The 19,287-nt window shown below is 75.6% G+C and carries 16 protein-coding genes; 14 read left to right on the top strand and 2 right to left on the bottom strand.

Going from position 1 to position 19,287, the window contains the following annotated elements:
• Positions 1–105: 105 nt before the first annotated feature.
• The 4 genes from mpaD to SXIN_RS19955 are packed head-to-tail and all read left to right on the top strand — an operon-like array spanning position 106 to position 5,344.
• Positions 106–1,404, top strand: a complete 1,299-nt coding sequence (mpaD, locus tag SXIN_RS19940) for a daptide-type RiPP biosynthesis aminotransferase (RefSeq protein WP_019711511.1) — start codon at positions 106–108, stop codon at positions 1,402–1,404.
• A complete protein-coding gene (locus SXIN_RS19945) occupies positions 1,401–3,404 on the top strand; it encodes an amino acid adenylation domain-containing protein (protein ID WP_192883606.1) in 2,004 nt (667 codons plus the stop codon). Before mpaD ends, SXIN_RS19945 begins: the two co-directional genes overlap by 4 nt.
• Before the next feature lie 42 nt (positions 3,405–3,446).
• Positions 3,447–4,496, top strand: a complete 1,050-nt coding sequence (locus tag SXIN_RS19950; RefSeq protein ID WP_019711510.1) for a ketoacyl-ACP synthase III family protein — start codon at positions 3,447–3,449, stop codon at positions 4,494–4,496.
• The gene (locus SXIN_RS19955) at positions 4,493–5,344 is read left to right on the top strand and encodes a class I SAM-dependent methyltransferase (protein ID WP_019711509.1); all 852 of its coding nucleotides are present in this window, start codon (positions 4,493–4,495) and stop codon (positions 5,342–5,344) included. Before SXIN_RS19950 ends, SXIN_RS19955 begins: the two co-directional genes overlap by 4 nt.
• A 68-nt stretch (positions 5,345–5,412) precedes the next feature.
• On the opposite strand, the gene SXIN_RS19960 is transcribed toward SXIN_RS19955, so the two are convergent.
• Positions 5,413–6,534 carry a winged helix DNA-binding domain-containing protein gene (locus SXIN_RS19960; protein WP_019711508.1) on the bottom strand — a complete coding sequence of 374 codons (1,122 nt, stop codon included), beginning with the start codon at positions 6,532–6,534 and terminating at the stop codon, positions 5,413–5,415.
• A gap of 16 nt (positions 6,535–6,550) precedes the next feature.
• Positions 6,551–7,009, bottom strand: a complete 459-nt coding sequence (locus SXIN_RS19965) for a nuclear transport factor 2 family protein (protein WP_019711507.1) — start codon at positions 7,007–7,009, stop codon at positions 6,551–6,553.
• A gap of 151 nt (positions 7,010–7,160) precedes the next feature.
• Here SXIN_RS19965 and SXIN_RS19970 point away from each other — a divergent pair, with 151 nt between their 5' ends.
• From SXIN_RS19970 to SXIN_RS20015, 10 genes are all read left to right on the top strand, one after another.
• A complete protein-coding gene (locus SXIN_RS19970; RefSeq protein ID WP_019711506.1) occupies positions 7,161–8,282 on the top strand; it encodes an epoxide hydrolase family protein in 1,122 nt (373 codons plus the stop codon).
• A gap of 111 nt (positions 8,283–8,393) precedes the next feature.
• Positions 8,394–9,602: a cytochrome P450 gene (locus SXIN_RS19975; protein WP_019711505.1), complete on the top strand. Its 1,209-nt coding sequence runs from the start codon at positions 8,394–8,396 to the stop codon at positions 9,600–9,602.
• Positions 9,599–10,756 carry a CaiB/BaiF CoA transferase family protein gene (locus SXIN_RS19980; RefSeq protein WP_238153810.1) on the top strand — a complete coding sequence of 386 codons (1,158 nt, stop codon included), beginning with the start codon at positions 9,599–9,601 and terminating at the stop codon, positions 10,754–10,756. The genes SXIN_RS19975 and SXIN_RS19980 overlap by 4 nt, the downstream gene beginning before the upstream one ends.
• A gap of 10 nt (positions 10,757–10,766) precedes the next feature.
• Positions 10,767–12,383 carry a citramalate synthase gene (gene cimA, locus SXIN_RS19985; RefSeq protein ID WP_095757306.1) on the top strand — a complete coding sequence of 539 codons (1,617 nt, stop codon included), beginning with the start codon at positions 10,767–10,769 and terminating at the stop codon, positions 12,381–12,383.
• A gap of 28 nt (positions 12,384–12,411) precedes the next feature.
• The gene (locus SXIN_RS19990; RefSeq protein ID WP_019711503.1) at positions 12,412–13,440 is read left to right on the top strand and encodes a ketoacyl-ACP synthase III family protein; all 1,029 of its coding nucleotides are present in this window, start codon (positions 12,412–12,414) and stop codon (positions 13,438–13,440) included.
• Positions 13,441–13,530: 90 nt separating this feature from the next.
• Positions 13,531–14,541 carry an aromatase/cyclase gene (locus SXIN_RS19995; RefSeq protein WP_095757307.1) on the top strand — a complete coding sequence of 337 codons (1,011 nt, stop codon included), beginning with the start codon at positions 13,531–13,533 and terminating at the stop codon, positions 14,539–14,541.
• Positions 14,528–15,163: an antibiotic biosynthesis monooxygenase family protein gene (locus SXIN_RS20000; protein ID WP_019711501.1), complete on the top strand. Its 636-nt coding sequence runs from the start codon at positions 14,528–14,530 to the stop codon at positions 15,161–15,163. Before SXIN_RS19995 ends, SXIN_RS20000 begins: the two co-directional genes overlap by 14 nt.
• Positions 15,164–15,344: 181 nt before the next feature.
• Positions 15,345–15,545 (top strand): acyl-CoA carboxylase epsilon subunit, encoded by a 201-nt coding sequence (locus tag SXIN_RS20005; protein WP_095757308.1) that lies wholly within the window; start codon positions 15,345–15,347, stop codon positions 15,543–15,545.
• Between the two features lie 56 nt (positions 15,546–15,601).
• A complete protein-coding gene (locus tag SXIN_RS20010; RefSeq protein ID WP_095757309.1) occupies positions 15,602–17,443 on the top strand; it encodes a fatty acyl-AMP ligase in 1,842 nt (613 codons plus the stop codon).
• Complete coding sequence (locus SXIN_RS20015; protein WP_095757310.1) at positions 17,440–19,248, top strand: acyl-CoA dehydrogenase family protein; 1,809 nt, start codon at positions 17,440–17,442, stop codon at positions 19,246–19,248. The genes SXIN_RS20010 and SXIN_RS20015 overlap by 4 nt, the downstream gene beginning before the upstream one ends.
• The last annotated feature ends 39 nt before the right edge of the window (positions 19,249–19,287 follow it).

Below are 19,287 nucleotides of genomic sequence, written 5' to 3' on the forward strand. Positions count from 1 at the left end.
GCCGGACGCGCGCGGGGGCGGCGGCGCCGGTGCACCGGTCCTCCACCGGAGCTGGAGGCGCGGCCGTCAGCATGCGGCCGTGGCCACCCGACCGAGGAGGACGGCATGACGACCGAGACCCGCTATCCGCTGTGGGAGCAGTTCGGCCCGCCGAGTTCTTTCGCCGACCCCGCCCGCACCGCGATCCGGGCCGAGGGCACCAGGGTCCTCTACGCCGACGGGCGGTGGCGCCTCTGCGGCACCAGCGGCCTCTGGAACGTCAACTTCGGCTACAACAACCCGCGGGTGGCCGACGCCATCGGCGAGGCCCTGCGCACCGCCTCCTACCTGCCCACCTTCCGGACCAGCCACCGGCCCGCGGTGGACGCCTCCCGCGCCCTCGTCGCGCTCTGCGGCCCGGAACACTTCGGCCGGGTCATCCACTCGACCTCCGGCAGCGCCGCCAACGACGTCACCATGAAACTCGCCCGCCAGTACGCGGCCCTGCGCGGTGAGCCCGGCCGCCGCCTCGTCGTCGGGCTCCGGGGCAGCTACCACGGCATGACCTACGGCGCCCACGGGCTGACCGGGGAGGACCTCGGCCAGGCCGCCTACTCCGTGGACCGCAGCCTGGTGCGGCACGTCCGCCACGACGACCCGGCCGAACTGGCCGCGCTGCTCGGCGTCGAGGGCGAGCGGGTGGCCGCGGTCGTCGTCGAACCCGTCCTCGGTACGGGCGCCTTCCCGCTGCCGGAGACGATGCTCACGGCCCTGGCCGCCCTGCGGGAGACCTACGGCTTCCTGCTGGTGGCCGACGAGGTCGCCACCGGATTCGGGCGCACCGGGCGGAACTTCGCCTCCGAGGCCTGGCCGGTGCGCCCGGACGTGCTGATCACCTCCAAGGGGCTCACCAACGGCACCTGCGGCGCGGCCGCCGTCCTCGTCAGCCACCAGGTGTGCGAGGAGTTCGAGCGGGCCGACGCGGTGCTGGTGCACGGCGAGACCCAGGCCGCCGCACCCACCACCTGCGCGGCGATCACCGCGTCCATCGGGGAGCTGGAGCGGCTCGACGGCGCCCGGACGCCCCGCGAGACCGGCGAGCGGCTCACCGGCGTCCTGGCCGGGCTCTCCGGCCACCCGCTGGTCACCGGGCACGGCGGCACCGGCTGCTTCCAGGCGCTGCGGCTCGGCACCGACGGGGGCCGACTCCCCTTCCCCGGCGTGCTCCTGACGGTCGCCGCGCTGCGCCGCGCCGGGCTGACCGTGCAACCGGGCCCCGGCTGCGTCCAGCTCATCCCCACCCTCGTCTACGGCGACGAGGACTTCGAGGAGCTGGCGGCCTGCCTGCGCACCGGCCTGGACGAGGCCGCGGACGCGCTGGCCACGGGGCCGCTCGCCGCAGGGCCGGTGGGGGCGGCCCGGTGAACCCCTTCGAGGACACCGGCGGCCGGTACCTGGTCCTGGCCGACGGCGAGGGCCGGCACTCGCTGTGGCCCGAGCCGCTGCCCGTGCCGCCCGGCTGGCGCACCGTGCACGGCCCGGGACCGTACGACTCCTGCGTGGCCCACGTCGAGGAACACTGGACCGACCAGCGCCCGGCGTCCCTGGCGGCCGGCCGGGCCGGACCGGCCGGGGCCACCGGCCGGATGCCGGCCGAGCTGCTGGAGGAGGGGGCCGCCCGCGACCCCGCGGCGGCCGCGGTGGTCTACGAGGACGAGACCCTCACCCACCGCGAATTGCACGCCCGCGCCGACCGTCTCGCCCGCCGGCTGGCCGCCCGGGGCGTCGGGCCCGAGAGCGTGGTGGCGGTCCTGCTGCCCCGCTCGGCCGAGCTGGTCGTCGCCATGGTGGCGGTGCTGAAGGCGGGCGGCGCCTATCTGCCCGTGGAGACCGGCTACCCCCGGGAGCGCGTCGCGTTCCTGCTCCGCGACGCCCGCCCCGCCCTGGTGCTCACCCCGGACCACCCGGTGCTGCGCGACGAGCCGGGGAAGCGGGAGGAGTCCGGAGAGCGGGGGGAACCGGCCGGAGGTTGCCCCGGAGACGGCCCCGCGGACGGCCCCGGCCCCGACCGGAGCGGCCTGCTCCCGGACCACCCGGCCTACGTCGTCTACACCTCCGGCTCCACCGGCACCCCCAAGGGCATCGTCATGCCCTGCCGCGGCCTGGCCAACCTGCTCGACTGGCACCGCACCGCCATGCCGGTGCGGCCGGGCAAGCGCACCGCGCAGTTCACCGCGATCGGCTTCGACTTCTCCGTCCAGGAGATCCTGGCCGCCCTCGTCGCCGGGCAGACGGTGGTGATCCCGCCCGACGAGGTGCGCACCGACATGGACGCCATGGCCGAGTGGTGCGACCGGCAGCGGGTGAACGAGCTGTTCGCGCCGACCTCGGTGCTCGACGCGCTCCTCGCCGCCGCCCGCGCCCGGGGCTCCGACCTGCCCGCCCTGACCGACGTCTACCAGGGCGGCGAGGCACTGACCGTCGACGGCCGCATCCGCGCCTTCGCGGCCGGCCGCCCCGCCGGCCCGCTGCGCGTGCACAACATCTACGGACCCGCCGAGACCCACGCCGCCACCGCGTACACCCTCGACGGCGACCCCACCGACTGGCCCGCCGCCGCCCCGCTGGGCCCGGCCCTGACCGGAGCCCGCTGCTATGTGCTGGACGAGCGGCTCCGCCCCGCGGACACCGGGGAGCTGTACATCGCCGGAGCCCAGCTCGCCCGCGGCTATCTGGGCCGGCCCGGCCTGACCGCGCGGCGGTTCGTCGCCGATCCGCACGGCGCGCCCGGCGAGCGGATGTACCGCAGCGGGGACCTGGTGCGCCGGGACGCCGCCGGGGAACTGGTCTTCGCCGGCCGCACCGACGACCAGGTGAAGATCCGCGGCTTCCGGGTGGAGCCCGGCGAGACCGAGGCCGCGCTGCTGCGCCACCCCGGCGTCGGCCGGGCCGCGGTGGTGGCCCGGCGGGACGTTGGCGGTCACCGGCTGGTCGGCTACGTGACCCGCTCCGGCCCGGACCCCGTGGACCCGGCGGACCTCCGCGCGCACGCGGAGGCGCTGCTCCCCGCCCACCAGGTGCCGGCGGTCCTGGTGGAGCTGGACGACCTGCCGCTGACGGCCAACGGCAAGCTCGACCGCGCCGCCCTGCCCGACCCCGGGGCACCGGGCGAGGCGGAGCCCGCGGCACCGGCCGGCCGCACCCCGGCCGAACGGGCCCTGTGCGCCCTGTTCGGCGAGGTGCTGGGCATCCCGGCGCCCGGCCCCGCCGAGGACTTCTTCCGGCTGGGCGGGCACTCCCTGCTCGCCGCCGAGCTGACCGAGCGGGTGCGCGGCCGGCTGGGCCGGCGCATCTCCGTCCGGGCCGTGTACCGCACCCCCACGCCGGCCGGCCTCGCCGAACTGCTGGACACCGCGGCGCGGTGACCCCGGCGGCCGGACCGGCCCGCCCACTGGAAGGAGAACACTGTGCGTTGGCAGGACCTCTACATCGCCGGACTCGGCAGCCGCTTCCCGGACCGCGTCGAAACGGCCGAGGAGGCGATCGCCGCCGGCCGCTACACCGCGCGCGACCGCGACACCAGCGGCTTCCGCGCGGTCCGGGTCGCGGACGACGGTGAACCGGGGCCGGTGCTGGCCGCCCGCGCCGGGCGGCTCGCGCTGGAGCGCTCCGGGCTGCGCGGGGAGGAGATCTCCCTGGTACTGCACGCCTACGCGGCCCACCAGGGACGCGACATCTGGTCCCCGGCCAGCTACGTGGAGATGGCCGTCCTGTCCTCCGGGGCACCCGCCTACGAGATCCGGCAGGGCTGCAACGGCGGCCTCTCCGCCCTGGAACTCGCCGCCTCCCACCTCACCGCCCGCCCGGACGCCCGGGCGGCGCTGATCACCACCGGCGACGCCTTCCACCTCCCCTACCTGGACCGGTGGAACACCGACGACCAGATGGTCTACGGCGACGCGGGCGCGGCGCTGGTGCTCTCCACCCGCCCCGGCCCGCTGCGCCTGCTGGCCACCGCCTCGGTCGGCGACTCCTCGCTGGAGATCCTCGACCGCGGCCCGGGGCCGTGGACCCGGGCCCCGCTGGAGGGCGGCGCCCCGGTCGATCTCGCGGCCCGCAAACGGGACTACTTCGACGCCGAGGAGAACGAGTTCGCCTTCGAGGAGGTCCTGGCCCGGCTGCGGAAGGGCTCCGAGCAGGCGGTCGGCCGCGCCCTGGCGGACGCCGGGACGGAACTGTCCGCGATCCGCTGGTGCGTGCACACCACCTTCCCCGGACCGGTCGCGCAGTCGGCCGTGTACGGGCCGCTCGGCTTCTCCCGGGAGGCGACCACCTACGACTGGGCGCTGGACCACGGCCAGCTCGGGGCCGGGGACCAGATCGCCGGCCTCGACCACCTGGTGCGGTCCGGAAGCCCCCGCCCGGGGGACCTCGTCCTGCTCTACGGGGTGGGCGCCGGGCACGTCTGGACGGTCGCCGTCCTCGAACTCACAGCAGAAGGGCAGACCCAGCCATGACCACCGACATCACCGAGGCCACCGGGAGCACCGCCGTCACGGAGGCCAACGGGGCCACCACCGGGATCACCGGCCCGGTGCCCGCGGGAGCCGCCGGCGCCCCCGGCCACGAGCCGCTGCTCGGCGATCCCTTCGGCGCGGTGCTCCGGCGCTGCCTGGACGGCGGCGGCACCCGCGACCTGGCCTTCGAAGTCGTCGAACGCGACGACGGGTTCATCATCGCGCAGGACGCGGGCATCTACTTCGCGCCGCCCGGGGAGTGGCCGCCGACCGAGCAGTGGGCGGTGGAGCGGGCCCGGGGCCGGGTGCTGGACGTCGGCTGCGGCGCGGGCCGGCACGGTCTGGCGCTGCGGGAGGCCGGCCTCGACGTCCTGGGCGTGGACTCCTCGCCGGGCGCGGCCGAGGTCGCCCGGGAACGCGGACTGGACGTGCTGGAGGCCCGGTTCACCGAGCTGCCCGCCCGGCTCCCGGACGGAGCCGGACCGTTCGACACCTTCCTGCTGCTCGGCAACGGCACCGGCCTGCTCGGCACCCCGGCACAGGCCCGGGAGACCCTCGGCGCGCTGGCCGAGGTGGCCGCGCCGGGCGCGGTGATCCTCGGCGACGGGCTGGACGTGCCCGTGCCCCCGGACCGCGCCGCCTACGAGCGGTGGAACGCCGAACGCGGCCGGCCCGAGGGCTTCGTCCGGATCCGGCTCCGCGACCGGCTGCTGGTCGGCGAGTGGTTCGACTACGCCATGATCTCCCCGGACGACCTGGGCCGCGTCCTGGCCGGAACCCGCTGGGACCTGGCGTCCGTCGAGCGGGCCGGCGTCCGCTACCTCGCCACCCTGCGGCTCCGGGACTGAGACCGGCCCGTCGGCGGCCCGGCACCGGTCCACACCGGTGCCGGGCCGCCGCACGAGGCGCGCCGCCCTCAGGCGCCGGCGGCCACGTCCGTCACCCGGACCTCGTGCCGGGGCGCGTCGGGCGCGGCGAGGGTGAGCAGGGCCGTGGCCTCGTCGTGCACCGCGGCGAGCACGGTGTCGTCGAGTCGCCGGAAGGGCTCGACCTCCACGGCCGTGGACTCCCGGCCGGGGTCGAGCCGCCAGCGTCCGGCGACCCGGCCGTCGACCAGCACGGTGGCGGCCACCATCCCGTTCTTCGTGTTGGTGATCCGCCGGTGCTCGTCGCTTATCACCCGGTTCCGGTCGGCGTAGGCGACGAGGAGGTTGTCGTACTCGGGCAGCAGCCGCACCGGCGCGGGCGTGTCCGGGCCGGGGCGCGGGGCGTCCGGCAGGTCGAAGAGCTCGGCGCCGCTGCCGGCGGCGCGGAACACCCGTAACTGCGGGCGCAGTTCACGGATGGGCGCGGCCAGCCGGGTCAGCCCGGACCACGCCTGGACGTCCTTGACGGAGGCCGGGCCGAACGCGGCGAGGTAGCGCAGGATCATCCGCGCCGGGTCGGTCTCCGCGGGCAGCGGCCGGCCGAACCAGGACTCGACGGTGGTGAGCGGCACGGAGCCGCCGCGGCCCCAGGTGCCGCCCGGCGGCACGTACACGGCGGGCAGCAGGTACTGCACGGAGTACAGGAGCTGCCGCGCGTCCCGGTCCGGCCAGCGCTCCGCCAGCAGGGCCTTCAGCTCCGTACCGTTGCGCGGCTTCTCGTCCAGCTTCTCCGCCGCGAACGCGGTGAGTCCGGCCAGGTCGAGCCCCTCGGTGGCGCGCCGGAAGAAGCCGCGCTGCGCGCGTTCGAAGACCGGCTGGAGCACCGGCCGCAGGGCGAGGAAGTCCTCGGCCGTGACGACGTGCAGGGTGCCGCGCATCATCCCGCCGCGCACCGCCTCCCGGCGCTCCAGCAACTGCGTCAGGTCGTCCAGCGCGAACCGGGTGAGCCGGGTCCACAGGCCCAGATAGGGCGGGTTGGGCACCTGCGCCTGGAGTCCCACCAGATGGGTCAGCGCCTCCGGGACCGTCAGGTCGTGGCGGCGCAGCAGGAGCTGGCGCTCCAGCGTGGCGCGGTTGAGCGCGCGGTCGTCGAGTTCGGGTGTGTCGGTCATGCGGCATTTTCTCCGGTCAGGTCTGCTCGGCGAGGCGTCCCTCCCAGATCCGGGTGGGATCGGCCGTGTCGTGGCGGATGAAGCGGTACCGGGTGAGCAGTTCGCCGTCCCGCCGGACCAGGACGTCCCGCACCGTGCAGGAGGGTTCGAACGAGACCCGGCCCTCGGCGTCGACCAGGCTCACCATCGCGAGATACCCGCAGTGCACCTCGCCGTCCTCCGCGGCCGTGACGGTGATGCGGTCGTACCAGTGCCGCATCGCCTTCCCCGCGTACCGGGCGACGCCGGTCCGCGTGCCCTCGACGAGCTGTTCCCGGCCCGCCAGGCGCCAGCCCATGGCGTGCTCGAAGACCCCGTCCTCGGTGAAGGTCGCGGCGTACTCCTCGATCCGGCCCTCCTCCATCAGCGGCATCTGCCGGGCGTAGTACTGCACCACCTCGCAGTAGAGGTCGGCGTCGGTCGTGGTGCCGGCCATGGTGGCCCCCTCGGTGATCGGTGATCCGTGCGTGCTCGGTGCCCCGCAGGCTGCCCCACCGGGGTCCAGAGCGGCTGGAGGGCCGCTCAAGCTGCGGATGCGCAGTCTGGGACCGCCGACGACCCGACCGTGGAGTGACCGTGGAGGACACATGAGCCGGCCCGTGGAGCCCTACCGCATCGCGATACCCGAGGACGAGCTCACCGAGCTGCGGGACCGGCTCGCGCGCACCCGCTGGCCCGATTCCGGGACGGTGGACGACTGGTCGCAGGGCGTGCCCCTGGACTACGTCCGGGAACTGGCCGCGTACTGGGCGGACGGTTACGACTGGCGCGCCGCCGAGGCCCGGATGAACGCGTATCCGCAGTTCCGCACCGAGATCGGCGGGCTGGGCGTGCACTTCCTGCACGCGCGCTCCCCCCACCCGGGGGCGCTGCCGCTGCTGCTCCTGCACGGCTGGCCGGGCACGTTCGCCGAGTTCCTCGACCTCGTCGGGCCGCTGACCGACCCGGCCGACCCGGCCGACGCCTTCCACGTCGTCTGCCCCTCGCTGCCCGGCTACGGGTTCGGCGACCGCCCCACCGCTCCCGGCTGGGGCGTGGAGCGGATCGCGGAGACCTTCGCCGAGCTGATGAGCCGGCTCGGCTACGAGCGGTTCGCCGCGCACGGCGGGGACTGGGGCTCGTTCGTCACCGCTCAGCTCGCGCACCACGTCCCCGGCCGGCTCGCGGGCGTGCACGTCACGATGGCGTTCGCCGGGCCTCCGGAGAACGCGCCGCCGCTCACCGAGGCGGACCGTGCCGGGCTGGCGCGGCTGGAGGAGTTCCGGCGGACCGGCTCCGCCTACGCGGCCGTCCAGTCCACCCGCCCGCAGACCCTCGGCTACGGGCTCACCGACTCGCCGGCCGGCCAGCTCGCCTGGATCGCCGAGAAGTACGCGGAGTGGACCGACCACGACGGGGACCCGGAGAAGGCCGTGCCGCGCGACCGGCTGCTGGACACCGCGAGCGTGTACTGGTTCACCGCGACGGCCACCTCCGCCGCCCGGCTCTACTGGGAGAGTTACGCCGACGGCCCCGCGCACCCGGTGCCCGTCCCCTCGGGCGTCACGGTCTTCCCCCGGGACGCCCGGATGCCGCGGGCGTGGGTCGAGAGCCGCTTCACCGATCTGCGCCACTGGTGCGACGCCGGCAGCGGCGGCCACTTCCCCGCGATCGAGCGCCCGGACTTCCTCGTCAACGAGCTGCGCGGGTTCTTCGGCCCCCTCCGCTGAACCGTTCGAGAGCACGTCCAGCCGCACTCCAGGGCCACCGCCAACCGTGGTCCGCGCACCGATGGAGCACCGACCGAGCACGCACCGAGCACCGCACAGAGAGGGAACGCGATGACCCAGGCCGCCACCGAACTCCCGGACTTCCCCTGGCACCGCGGCTGCCCCATGGCCGCCCCCAAGGAGTACGCGGAGATCCGATCCAGCGAACCGATCAAGAAGGTCCGGCTCGCGACCGGGCGTGTGGCCTGGGTGGTCACCCGCCACGAGCACGTCAAGGCGCTGCTGACCGACCCCCGCGCCAGCTCCGACCGGGCGCACGAGGGGTTCCCGTACTACATCGACGTGCCGCAGCAGTTCCGCACCGAGGGCTCCTTCATCGGCTGGGACCCGCCCAAGCACACCCTGCACCGCCGGATGGCGGCGCTCTCCGGCGACTTCACCAAGCAGCGCGTGCGCCACATGCGCCCGCGGATGCAGGAAATCGTCGACGAGTGCATCGACCGGATGCTGGAGACCGGCCCCCCGGTCGACCTGGTGCACCTGCTGGCCCTGCGGGTCCCCATGACCATCGTCTGCGAGATCCTCGGCATCCCCGCCGAGGACCAGGACTACCTGCACTCCTGTACCGACATCCTGTTCGGCGGGCGCAGCACCGCCGAGGAGCGCTCCGCCGCCATCGTCCGGGTCGGGAAGTACCTGGAGGAACTGGTCGCCCGCAAGGAGGAGCACCCGGAGGAGGACCTGGTCAGCCGGATGATCGCCCGCTACCGGACGCAGGGCAACTACGACCGGCGCGAGATGTGCAACGTGACCCGGCTGCTGCTCAACGGCGGACACGAGACCAGCGCCGCGATGATCGCGCTCAGCGTCATGTCCCTGCTGGAGAACCCGGAACAGCTCGCGGCCTACCGGGCCGACCCGGAGCTGGCGCCCAAGGCGATCGAGGAACTGCTGCGCTATCTGTCCCCCGGCGACCTCGCCACCTCCCGGGTCGCGCTCGCCGACATCGAGATCGGCGACGTGGTCATCCGCGAGGGCGAGGGCATGATCCTGCTCGGCATGTCCGCCAACCGGGACCCGGACGTCTTCGACCGCCCCGACGAACTCGACCTGAGCCGGGGCGACCGGACCCACCTCGCCTTCGGGCACGGCGTCCACCACTGCATCGGCGCGGAGATCGCCCGGGTGGAGCTGGACGTCGTCCTCAGCACCCTCTTCCGCCGGATACCGGAGCTGCGGCTGGCCAAGCCCTGGCAGGAGCTGTCCTACAAGGACGGCAACGTCATGTACGGCGTCTACGAGATGCCGGTGACCTGGTGACCGAGGCCCTGCCGGGGGCCGTGTCCGGGGCCGGCCCGCTCGCCGGGCTCCGCGTGGTGGAGCTCGCCGGGATCGGGCCGGCCCCGTACGCCTGCCTGCTGCTGGCCGAGATGGGCGCCGCGGTCGTCCGTGTGGACCGCCCCGGCGGCGGCCGCTCCTTCGCGGAGTGGCACCGGCTGCTGGACCGCGGCCGGCACCGCACCCTGGAGCTGGACCTGAAAACCCCGGAGGGCGCGGCCCGGCTGCTGCGGGAGGCGGCGGAGGCCGATGTGCTCGTGGAGGGGTTCCGGCCCGGCGTCGCCGAACGCCTCGGCATCGGCCCCGGCCCCTGCCAGGCGCGCAACCCCGGTCTGGTGTACGCCCGGATGACCGGCTGGGGCCAGGACGGCCCGCTGGCCGGCACGGCCGGACACGACATCAACTACCTGGCGCTGAGCGGCGCGCTGCACGCGGTCGGGGAGGAGGGCGGCCCCCCGGTGCCGCCGCTCAACCTCCTCGGCGACTTCGCCGGCGGCAGCATGTTCCTGGTCGCCGGGGTGCTCGCCGCCCTGTACGAACGCCGGCGCACCGGCCGGGGGCGGATCGTCGACGCGGCCGTGGTGGACGGCGCCGGTTCGATGCTGGGCATGCTGGTCGCCATGGCCGGAGCCGGCCAGTGGCGGTACGAGCGGGGCGTCAACCTCCTCGACGGCGGTGCGCCCTTCTACCGCTGCTACGCCTGCGCCGACGGCCGTCACCTCGCCGTCGGCGCGCTGGAGGAGCCGTTCTACCGCGCCCTGCTCGACGGGCTCGGCCTGGACGGGCGGCACCTGCCCGACCGCTGGGACCGGGACAACTGGCCCGCTCTGCGGCAGCGGTTCGCCGCCGCCTTCGCGCGCCGGGACCGCGACGCCTGGGCCGCCCGGTTCACCGGCACCGACGCCTGCGTCACCCCGGTGCTGTCCGCCGCCGAGGCCGCGGACCACCCGCACCACCGGGCCCGGCGCAGCGGCCCGGCCACCCCGGCGCCGCGCTTCCGGGCCCCGGCCGCCGCACCGGCCGCTCCACCGTCGGGGCCCGTACCGCCGTTCGAGGCCGGATCGAGGACGGCTCCAGCCGGCCGCCGGACCGTGACCGGACGGTCGCGGACGCCGGCGACGACACCACCGAGTTGAGGGAGGGGCGATGACCGCGCAGCGCTTCCAGCTGTACGACACGACCCTGCGGGACGGAACGCAGCAGGAAGGCATGGTGCTGACGGTCGACGACAAGCTCGCCGTCGCCCGCCACCTGGACGCCTTCGGCGTCGGCTTCATAGAGGGCGGCTGGCCGGGCGCCGTACCGAAGGACACCGAGTTCTTCCGCCGGGCCCGCACCGAACTGCGCCTGGGCACCGCGGAGCTGGCGGCCTTCGGCGCGACCCGCAAGCCCGGCGTCGCGGCCGCCGCCGACCCGCAGGTGCGCGCGCTGCTGGACGCGGAGACCCCCGTCGTGACCCTGGTGGCCAAGAGCCACCCGCGCCATGTGGAGCTCGCGCTGCGCACCACCCTCGCCGAGAACCTCGCCATGATCGGCGACACCGTCCGGCTGCTGGTCCGGGAGGGCCGGCGGGTGTTCGTGGACGCCGAGCACTACGTCGACGGCTACCGGCTCGACCGCGGCTACGCGCTGGACGTGGTCCGCGCCGCCGCCGGTGCCGGGGCCGAGGCCGTCGTCCTGTGCGACACCAACGGCGGCTCGCTGCCGGACGCCGTCCGCGCCGTCGTCACCGCCACCGCCGGGGCGACCGGGGTGCCGCTCGGCATCCACTGCCACGACGACTCCGGCTGCGCCGTGGCCAACACCATCGCGGCCGTGGACGCCGGGGTCCGCCACGTCCAGGGCACGGCGCACGGCTACGGCGAACGCTGCGGCAACGCCGACCTGTTCACCGTCGCGGCCAACCTCGTCCTCAAGCGCGGCCTGCCGGTCGTCCCGGCCGCCCGGCTGCGGGGCATGGCGCTCTCGGCGCGGGCCGTTGCGGAGCTCACCGGCGTACCGGGCCGGGCGGCCGCCCCGTATGTCGGCCCCGCCGCCTTCACCCACAAGGCGGGCCTGCACGCCTCCGCGCTCCGCGTCGACCCCGGCCTGTACCAGCACATCGACCCGGCCCTGGTCGGCAACGGGATGCGCACCCTCGTCTCGGACATGGGCGGCCGCTCCTCGGTGGAGCTCAAGGCCCGCGAGCTGGGCTACGAGGTCGACGCCGGCTCGGAGACGGTGGCGCGGGCCGCCGCCCGGATCAAGGACCTGGAGAACCGCGGCCACAGCTTCGAGTCCGCCGACGCCTCCTTCGAGCTGCTGCTCCGCGAGGAACTGGACGGCGGCGGCCGCCCCGCCCGCCCGTTCGAGGTGGTGTCCTGGGACGTCCGGGTGGACGCCGGCCCGGCCGGCCGGGCCCCGACCCGGGCGCGGGTGCGGCTGCGGATCGACGGGGTGCCGCTCGTCGCGGAGGGCGAGGGCAACGGCCCCGTCAACGCGCTCGACCGGGCCCTGCACGCGGCGCTCGACCCGTTCTTCCCGCAGCTCGCCGCGCTGGAACTGACGGACTACCAGGTACGGGTGCTGGGCCGCGGCAGCGAGGCCGCCGCCCGGGTCCTGATCACCTTCGGCGACGGGCGGCGCACCTGGGGCACCGTCGGCGTCGACGAGAACACGGTGGCCGCCTCCTGGCGCGCCCTGCTGGACGCGGTGCACTACGCGCTGCTCGACACGGCGGCACCGGCCGCCGCGGAGCCGGCCCGCTGCGCGGCGGCCGGCTGACCGGGGATCACCGACAGGGGGAGTGGCTGTGCGCGTGGAGAACGTCTTCATACGGGGCACCGGGATCCGGCTGCCCGGATCCCTGCGGGTGGCCGACGCCGTGGCCGCCGGGGACTGCCCGGCCCGGCTCGCGTCGGCGACCGGCGTGCTGTCGGTGTCCCACTCGGCGGACGAGTCGGCGGCCGAGATGGCGGTGGCCGCGGCCCGCTCCGCGCTGCGGCGGGCCGGCTCGTCCCCCGGGGACATCGACCTGATCCTGCACGCCGACACCTACCACCAGGGCCAGGACCTGTGGCCCGTCGCCTCCTACATCCAGCGCGAGACCACCGGCAACTCCTGCCCCGCGATCGAGATCCGGCAGATGTCCAACGGCGGCATGGCCGCCCTCGACCTCGCCACCGCGTATCTCACCGCGGCCCCGCACCGCTGCGACGCGCTGCTCACCACCGCCGACCGGTTCTGCGAACCCGGCATCGACCGCTGGCGCACCGACCCCGGCACCCCGTACGCCGACGGCGGCACCGCGCTGGTCCTCTCCCGCCGCGGCGGCTACGCCCGGCTGGTGTCGCTCGCCGTGCTCGCCGACTCCGAGCTGGAGCCGATGCACCGCGGTGACGACCCGTTCGGGAAGGCGCCGTTCAGCCACCGCATTCCGGTCGACTTCGAGGAGGCGAAACGCGCCTTCACGGCCCGCGCCGGCATGTCGTACGCCATCTCGCGGGCCAACGCGGGCCAGCGGAGCGTCGTCAAACAGGCCCTGGCCGATGCCGGCATGGACCTGGCCGACGCCGACTGGGTGGTGCTGCCGCACTTCGGCCGCCGCCGCCTCAGCACCATCTACTACGGGCCTTACGGCATCGATCCGGCCCGCACCACCTGGGAATGGAGCCGCACCGTGGGGCATCTGGGCGCGGGCGACCAGTTCGCGGGCCTGGACTACCTGGTGGGCTCCGGCTCGGCCGTGCCCGGGGACCGCTGCGTCCTCATCGGGGTCGGCGCGGGCTACAGCTGGGGCTGCGCGGTGGTGGACATCCTCGACCGGCCGGATTGGGCCTGACGGGACGCGCGCTCCACCGGGGCTCCAGCGCCCGCTGGCAGTCTGACAACCTCCGCCGTGCGAACGGCGTGACCGAAGGGAAGGTTCGCCGTGGCGCCGAACGCTACGACCGCTACGACCGCTACGACAACGAGGACCACGCCCGCCGCCGGCGGCGCGGCCCACCGCACGGAGCACACCGTCACGGTGGACGCGGCCCCGGCCGCCGTCTTCGCCCTGATCGCGGACGTCTCGGGGTGGCCGCAGGTCTTCGGCCCCACCGTGCACGCCGAGGCGGAGGAGGAGCCGGACGGCCGGCAGACGCTGCGGATCTGGGCCCTGGCGGGCGACCGGGTCCGGCACTGGACCTCCCGCCGGATTCTCGACCCCGGCGCGCGGACCGTGTCCTTCCGCCAGGTGGTGAGCGCCCACCCGGTGGCCGCCATGGGCGGCGAGTGGCGCGTCGAGCCGGTCGACGGCGGCGGCAGCCGCGTCGTCCTGCTGCACGACTACCGCGCCGTGGACGACGACCCGGCGGCCGTCGAGCTGATCGGGGAGGCCGTGGACCGCAACAGCCGCGCCGAGCTGGCGGCTCTGCGGAACGCCGCCGAGCTGGGCGCGGCGCGCGACGAACTCGCGCTCACCTTCGAGGACTCGGTGGACATCGCCGGCCGCGCCGAGGACGTGTACGCCTTCCTCGACCGTGCCGACCGCTGGCCCGAGCGGCTGCCGCACGTGGCCCGCCTGGAGCTCACCGAGGACGAGCCGGGCATCCAGCGCATGGACATGGACACCCGCAGCCCGGACGGCTCGGTGCACAACACCACCTCCGCGCGGGTCTGCTTCCCCGGCCGCCATGTGATCGTCTACAAGCAGCTCCGGGTGCCGGTGGCGATGAGCGTCCACACCGGGCGGTGGGAGATCGTGCCGCACGGCGACGGGGTGCGGGCGACCTCCCGGCACAGCGTCGTCCTCGATCCGGAGGGCGTGCGGCACGCCCTCGGGCAGCAGGCCACGTACGCCGAGGCCCGCGCCCTCGTCCGCCGGGCCCTGGGGACCAACAGCACCACCACCCTGCGGCACGCCAAGGAGTTCGCGGAGGCCGTGCGTGCCCGGACGTGACCTCAGCAGGCCCCTGGCCGTGATCAACCGTTTCACGGTCAGGGGGGATGTGGAGCGTTTCGAACGGGAGTTCAGGGAGCACTCGCAGTATCTGCGCCGCCAGCCGGGCTTCGAGTTCCTGGTGACCGTGCGGCTCGTGAAGCGGCCGGACGTCTATGTGCACCTCGGCCACTGGAACCGGCTCGACAGCTTCCTCGCGGTGGTGCACGACGACGTCTTCCTGTCCCATGTGCGGCGGCTCGGCGCCATGGTGGAGACCGAGGCCGACCAGGCGGTGAGCGTCGCCCGCCGGACCCTGGAGAACGCGGTGGTCGGCGCGGCCAACGTGGTGCTCGTCCATGCCACGGTCGTGGGCGAACACCGTTTGTTCGAGGCGGGCTTCGCGGAGCTGACCGCCTCCTGCGAGCGGCTCGGCGGCTTCGGCGGCAGCGATCTGCTCCGCTCCACCATCGACCCGCGCCGGTACACCGGCCTGCTGTGGTGGCGGGACACCGGCTCCTGTGACCGGGCGCTGAGCAGCCCGGGCTTCGCCAGCTGGCGCGAACGGCAGGCCGGGACGGCCGTCCGGCTCGTGGTCGAACGCACCCGGCACGTGGCGTACGAACGGATCGCGACCGACTGATCCCCGGACCCGCCGGGATCCCCCGGGGCCCGGGGCCCCCGGACTCCCCGGGCCCCGCGGGCCTCTTCTCCGCACCCGCACACCCACCTCCGCTCCCGGGCGAGCCGGGGACCACGCGTCCCCGGCTCGTCCGCGTTCCGCACACGAGTGCGGTTCGAGCGGCCGGGCGCACCCTGCACACATGGCGAACGAGACGCGACTCACCGTCGTACGGGGGCGGCCGGACGAGGCCGAACTGGCCGCCGTCACCGCCGTGCTGCTGGCACGGCTGCGCGGAGCCCGCGGCCCGGACGCCGAACCGCCACCGCCACCGCCGCGCGCCGGCTGGGGACCGGGCTCGGACCGCTTCCGGCCGCCCGTGACCTGGTCCGCCCGCGCGTGACGGTGTTCGAGCCGCCGCCGGCCGGCGACGGTGTCCGCGACATGTGAGGGGGAGCGTTGTCCGGCTACCGGAACTTCACAGAACTCGTCCAGGCGAGGGCAGCACAGGCACCCGACCGGGAGGCGCTCGTGGTGCTGCCCGACACCGAGGACCGCGGCCGGGCCGAGACCGTCTCGTACCGGGCGCTCGACGCGGGCGCCCGGCGGCTGGCCGGCTGGCTCCAGGACCGCGGGGCGGCCGGTGAACGGGTACTGGTGCTGCACACGGACCGCCGTCTGTTCGCCGTCTCCTTCCTGGCCTGCCTCTACGCCGGTGCCGTCGCCGTCCCGGCACCGCCCCCGGCGGGAGGCCCCGGCGGAAGGAGTCACCACGAGGCGCGGATCGCCGGCATCGTCAAGGACGCCGCGCCCTGTGTCGTCCTCACCGACGCCGCCGCGGCCCCGGAGGTCTCCCAGCTGCTCGCCCGCTCCGGCCACGGCGGGGTGCCCTGCCTGGCCGCCGACGTGGTGCCGGGCTCCGCACCCTGGCGCCCGCCGGAACTCGGCCCGGAATCGGTGGCGTTCCTGCAGTACACCTCCGGGTCCACCGCCGAGCCGCGCGGCGTGGTGATCACCCACGGCAACCTCCTCGCCAACCAGCGGGCGATCTGCCGGGCGCTGGGCACCGTCCCCGCCACCCGGATCGGCGGCTGGCTGCCGTTCCACCACGACATGGGCCTGGCCGGCCAGCTGCTGCACCCGCTGTGGCTCGGCGGCACCTCCGTGGTGCTCTCCCCGGAGGCGTTCGTGCGGCGGCCGGTCCGCTGGCTGGAGGCCATCGCCCGGTACGGCGTCACGGTCAGCGCGGCCCCGGACTTCGCGTACGACCTGTGCGTGCGCAGGATCACCGACGAGCAGGCCGCGGACCTCGACCTGTCCGGCTGGGAGACCGCCGTCAGCGGCGGCGAGCCGGTACGGGAGGAGACACGGCGGGCCTTCACCGAGAAGTTCGCCCCGGCCGGGCTGCGGCCCGGCGCCTTCACCCCCTGCTACGGGCTGGCGGAGGCCACCCTGCTGGTGACCGGCGCGGCGGCGGACCGGAGAAACGGGGCCGCGGCCGCCCTCACGGTGGACGCGGCCGCCCTCGAACGGCACGAGATCGCCGAGCCGGTCCCCGGCCGCCCCGCGCGGACCCTGCTCTCCTGCGGCCCCGCCGCCGCCGGCACCGAGGTGCGCGTCACCGACCCCGGCAGCGGGCGGGTCCTCCCGGAGGGCGAGATTGGTGAGATCCGGGTGCGCGGCGCCGGCGTGGCCCGCGGCTACTGGAGACGGCCCGCCGAGAGCGCCCGGACCTTCGGCGCCCGCACGCCGGACGAACCGCGCGCCGGCGAACCGCCCGCCGGCGAACCGCCCGCCGCCGGGCCGCCCGCCGCCGGGCCGCGGGGGCCGGAGGACACCGCCGGCCACCTCCGCACCGGCGACCTCGGGACGCTCCACCGCGGCGAGCTGTACGTCACCGGCCGCCTCCGCGACATGATCGTGGTGGCCGGGCGCAATCTGTACCCGCAGGACCTGGAACGCACCGTGCAGCGCGTCAGCGCCCTCTTCGGCGCCGGCACCGTCTTCGCGGTCCCCGGTGAACGCGAACGGGTCGTCGTCGTGCAGGAGTTGCGCGCCCGCAGCCGCTACGACGTCGATCTGCCCGGGCTGGCCGCGGCCGTCGAACGCTGCCTGGCCGAGGAGTTCGAGATCAGCGCGGGCGGGGTGCTGCTGGTGCGCTCGGGCACGGTGCGGAGGACGACCAGCGGCAAGGTCGAGCGCGCGGCGATGCGCGGGCTCTTCCTGCGGGGCGAGCTGAAACCGCTGCACCAGTGGCTCGACCCCGAGGTCACACCGCTGCTCCCGGCGGGTGGACGGTGACGGGGCCGGGAACGGGGACGGGGCCGGGGCCGGGGCCGGAGCGGCCCGAGGAGCGGATCGACCGGCTGGAACGGTCCTTCGGCCCGCTGGAGGAGCCCGGCAACCCGCTGGGCCAGGACGCGCTGCTCGCCGCCGACGCGCGCGGCGAGGTCCCGCCCGGGGCCGAACACGTGCTGGACGAGCAGCACTTCAACGCCGAGTTCGTCCCCGCGCCGCTCGGCGGCCGGCTCGACCGGCTGGACGTCCTGGGCCGGGTGCTCCGCCCCGTCTTCCGCCGCGACGCCTCCCTCGGCTTCGGCTACGGCCTCAACTGCTTCTTCTCCGCCGTCCCGGTCTGGACGGCGGGCCGTGCCGAGCAGCGGCACCGCGCCGCCCGGCTGCTGCTCGGCGGCGACCGGATCGCGGTCGCCCGGCACGAGGTGGCACACGGCAACGACTTCGTGCGCGACGAGTTCGCCGCCGCACCCGACGGCGCCGGCGGCTTCCTGCTCAGCGGCCGCAAATCCGTGATCGCCAACGCCGCCCGCGCCGCCGGGCTCGTCGTCTTCGCCCGGACCTCGGACGCCCCCGGCGGGCTCAGCCACTCCGTCCTCCTCCTCGACCGCCGGGAACTCCCCGCCGGACGGCTGCGCCACCTCGGCCGGCACACCACCACCGGGATGCGCAGCGCCGAGTTCGGCGGCCTGGAGGCCGTGGACTGCCCCGTACCGGGCGAGGCCCTGATCGGCGGGGCCGGGGACGGCTACGAACTCTCCCTGCGCTCCTCCCTGGTGATCCGCGGCCTCATCCCCTCCATCGTCCTCTCCGGCGCCGACACGGCCCTGCGCACCGTGGCGGGGTTCGCCGCCCGCGGCCGCGCGGACGGGCGGTCCCCGCTCGACGGGCGGCACGTCCGCTCCGTGCTGACCGGCGCCTTCCTCGACCAGCTGCTCAGCGACTGCCTGGCCCTGGTCGCCACCCGCGCCCTGCACGTGCTGCCGCGCTCCATGAGCGCCTACGCGGCCGCGGCCGCCTATGTCGCGCCGAAACTCGTCGCCGAGTCCATGGACGCCCTGTCGGCGGTGCTCGGCGAGGGCACCTTCGCCGAGGACGGCCGGTACGGGATGTTCCGCAAGCATCTGCGCGACCTGCCGGTGACCTCCCTCGGACACGCGGGCAGTGCCGGCCGCCAGGTCAGCATCCTGCCGCAGCTGCCCTTCTTCGCCCGGCACTCCTGGTTCTCCGACCCGGCGCCGCCCCCCGCGCTCTTCCGGCTCCACGGTCCGCTGCCGCCGCTGGACCTGAGCAGCCCCGCGCTGCTCGGCGGCTCGGACCCGCTCGCCGCGACCCTCGTGGAGGGCGCCGCCGGGGAGCCCGCGGACAGCCCGCTGCACGCCCCGCTCACCGCCCTCACCGGCGAACTCCGCGAACTGCGGCTGGAGTTCGCCGCCATCGAGCCGGGCGACCGGGCCGCTCTGGTCAGCTCGTACAGCTTCGGCCTCGCGGACCGCTACGCCCTGCTGCTGACGGCCGCCGCCTGCCTCGGCGTCTGGCGCGGACAGCTCCACGGCTCCGGCGCTGGCGACGACGGCGACGGCGGCGGCGGGCGTGACGGTGACGGCGGCGGGAGCGACGGCGGGGGCCGCGCGGACGCCTTCCTCGCCGACCCGGCCTGGGTGACCGCCGCGCTGCACCGCCTCTGCCACCGGCTCGGCCTGCACCTGCCCCCGCCGCCCGAGGAGGCCGGACGCCGGGTCGTCGCCGAGGTGCTCGCCCGGCTGCACGGCCGGCGCAGCTACGACCTGTACGGCACCGCCCTGGCCTGACCGCGGCCCGGCCGGCGGAGCCCCCGGCCGGCGGCGGCG

Source organism: Streptomyces xinghaiensis S187 (assembly GCF_000220705.2).
Lineage (GTDB): Bacteria > Actinomycetota > Actinomycetes > Streptomycetales > Streptomycetaceae > Streptomyces > Streptomyces xinghaiensis.

Coding starts and splice junctions, on each gene's coding strand:
- mpaD (WP_019711511.1), top strand. CDS start 106: ATGACGACCGAGACCCGCTATCCGCTGTGGGAGCAGTTCGGCCCGCCG.
- SXIN_RS19955 (WP_019711509.1), top strand. CDS start 4,493: ATGACCACCGACATCACCGAGGCCACCGGGAGCACCGCCGTCACGGAG.
- SXIN_RS19960 (WP_019711508.1), bottom strand. CDS start 6,534: ATGACCGACACACCCGAACTCGACGACCGCGCGCTCAACCGCGCCACG.
- SXIN_RS19965 (WP_019711507.1), bottom strand. CDS start 7,009: ATGGCCGGCACCACGACCGACGCCGACCTCTACTGCGAGGTGGTGCAG.
- SXIN_RS19970 (WP_019711506.1), top strand. CDS start 7,161: ATGAGCCGGCCCGTGGAGCCCTACCGCATCGCGATACCCGAGGACGAG.
- SXIN_RS19975 (WP_019711505.1), top strand. CDS start 8,394: ATGACCCAGGCCGCCACCGAACTCCCGGACTTCCCCTGGCACCGCGGC.
- cimA (WP_095757306.1), top strand. CDS start 10,767: ATGACCGCGCAGCGCTTCCAGCTGTACGACACGACCCTGCGGGACGGA.
- SXIN_RS20005 (WP_095757308.1), top strand. CDS start 15,345: ATGGCGAACGAGACGCGACTCACCGTCGTACGGGGGCGGCCGGACGAG.